A 2,936-nucleotide genomic window follows, 5' to 3' on the forward strand; every position below is an offset into this window, starting at 1 on the left:
TGCAGCAAGAGTTTGTTAAAGACGCTTCAGGTGTTGTAAGTAAAACGTTTAATGTTTCTAAACTTGCACCTGGTACTTATATCGGACAAATTATTGTGGATAATAAATACAAAAAGGCAATAAAGATATTGAAACAATAGCTATAGGCTGCAGGTAATTTAGATGCAAAACTGCCCCAAAATGATTTTTTTGGGGCAGTTTTTTTATGCTTATGATTTGATTGTTTATTGCTCCTTTTTATCATTGGATAATATAAAGCCTATACAGGGTAGCGTTGTGGCATTTTGTTTGATCCGGATATAAGCGTGCCTGTTTTTTAAAAATTATTGTATGATAATTATCGCTGAAGAGAGGTGTTTTTTACGACGTAATTGAAGAATTAGTATACGTACGCCTAAAATTAAGCGTTCAATATTTAGTTTAAAATAAGTTCATACTGTTTTAGTAATCCGAATACCCGAAAAACCATGAAACCAGTTACCCAAATTCATTTTTGGCGAAGGGTACCTTTGCTTTTTTTTCTGTACCTTTTTCTTATATCTTCATTTGCCCGGTCGCAGGTTCAAACACAGAAACCGGTGTATATGGCGTTTGGTGAGAATATAAAAGGGTATTACGAATCGTTGCCTGTTAATTATGCATCTCAGCCTGCCAAAAAATTCCCCATGATTGTTTTTCTTCATGGGAGCGGAGAACGCGGGGATGGTTCCGTGGCCCAACTTCCAAGAGTTTTAGTAAATGGTCCACCCAAGCTTATAAACCAGGGCAAGTTTCCTTCTTCTTTTACAGCAGTAGGAGAAACTTTTTCTTTTATTGTAATTTCTCCACAATCAAAAGAATCCTCCAACTATACTTCTTCTATTGATAGTTTGATTAAATATTGTATTGACAAATACAGAGTTGATGAAGATAGAATATATCTAACCGGACTTAGTTTAGGCGGATATATGAGTTGGAGATATGCAAGCCAGTCTAAAGCAAATGCCAGCCGTATAGCGGCAATGCTGCTTGTTTGTGGAGGAGTGGTTCCAAGAGGGCAGGAGGCATGTAATATAGCTTCAGCGAATGTGCCGTTCTGGGCAACAAACAATTCTGGCGATACGGGAGCGCCACCATGGAAATCGGATTCTTGTGTAAAAAGTGTAAATGCTTGTATCCCGGCACCTAACCCAAAAGCCAAACTAACGATTTTTAATGCCAACGGTCACGATGCCTGGTCTAAAACCTATGACCCAAATTTCAGGGAAGACGGGCTCAATGTTTATGAATGGATGCTGTCTCATAAAAAAGGAGGCGCTGTATCTTTACCGCCTGTGGCAAATGCAGGGGTTAATCAAACGATAACATTACCGCTGAATAGTGTAACGCTCGATGGAACAAAATCAACAGCTCCTGCCGGCACGATTAGCAGCTATGCATGGACGAAAGTATCCGGTCCGTTGAACGGAACAATATCTTCTCCGGGCAGTAGTAAAACAACGGTTACTAATCTTGCAGAAGGTACCTACCAGTTTCAATTAAAAATTACGGATAATAAAGGCGGAACTTCAACGGCTATTGTAACTATAAACGTTAATCCAGCTCCTTTGCCACCTGTAGCTAATGCAGGAATTGCGCAAATCATTACCCTTCCTGCCAATAGCGTAACACTTGACGGTACAAAATCAACAGCTCCCTCGGGTAGCATCACAGCTTATCAATGGAGCAAACTTTCAGGACCCGCTCCGGGAGCAATAACAACTCCTGCCAATGCATCTGTTATCGTAAATGGACTAGTAGAAGGCGTATATGTTTTTCAATTAAAAATAACAGACAGTAATGGAGGAACTTCAACTGCCACCGTCAGTATTACCGTTAATGCCGCACCGGTACCTCCTATTGCCGATGCAGGTAATGATCAAACAATAGACTTGCCCGCTAACAGTGCTGTGTTAGACGGAAGTAATTCCACGGCGCCGGCAGGAAGCATTACTAGCTACGAATGGAGTAAGTTATCTGGCCCATCCAATGAAAACATAATCAACCCATCGGGTGTTTCTACAACAGTGAACGGACTTACAAAAGGAATATACCAGTTTGAATTGAAAGTGACGGATAATAATGGTGCAACCTCCGCTGCAACAGTAACGGTAACCGTAAATGCTGCGGCAGTTCCTCCCATTGCGAATGCAGGTAATGCACAAACAATAACACTTCCAACCAATGCGGTAACCTTAGATGGCAGTAGCTCTTCTGCACCTGGTGATATGATCAGCAGTTATGCATGGCGTAAGGTTTCAGGCCCACTCAATGAAACAATTACAGCTCCGGCTAATGTTACTACCACTATTACAGGCCTTGTAGAAGGCGTATATAAGTTTGAATTAAAAGTAACAAATAGTAAAGGGTTATCTTCTACTTCTGTTATTAGCATTACGGTAAAAGCAGCGCCATTACCACCTGTAGCCGATGCAGGCATTGCTCAAACCATAACATTGCCGGATAACAGTGTAAGCTTAGACGGTAGCGGATCCACCGCGCCATCGGGCAGTATCAGCAGCTATGAATGGAGCAAGACATCCGGTCCATCAGGCGAAGAGATCACATCACCCGGCAGCGCTGCTACCACAGTAACCGGTCTTGCAGAAGGTGTATATACTTTTGAGCTGAAGGTAACGGATAACAATGGAGCTACGTCCACCGCTTCGGTTACCATTACGGTAAAAGCGGCACCGTTACCACCTGTAGCCGATGCAGGAGCAGATAAAACCATAACATTGCCAGATAACAGTGTAAGCTTAGACGGTAGTGGATCCACCGCGCCATCGGGCAGTATCAGCAGCTATGAATGGAGCAAGACATCCGGTCCATCAGGCGAAGAGATCACATCACCCGGCAGCGCTGCTACCACAGTAACCGGTCTTGCAGAAGGTGTATATACTTTTGAGCTGAAGGTA

1 protein-coding gene is annotated in these 2,936 nt (G+C 42.6%); it reads left to right on the forward strand.

What is annotated here, in order from left to right; translation table 11 throughout:
- Nucleotides 1-584: 584 nt before the first annotated feature.
- Nucleotides 585-2,936, forward strand: a 2,352-nt coding sequence (locus PLE34_RS21355) for a PKD domain-containing protein (protein ID WP_324560508.1), incomplete at its 3' end; no start/stop codon positions are given.

The organism is Agriterribacter sp., assembly GCF_035445465.1.
Taxonomy (GTDB): domain Bacteria; phylum Bacteroidota; class Bacteroidia; order Chitinophagales; family Chitinophagaceae; genus Agriterribacter.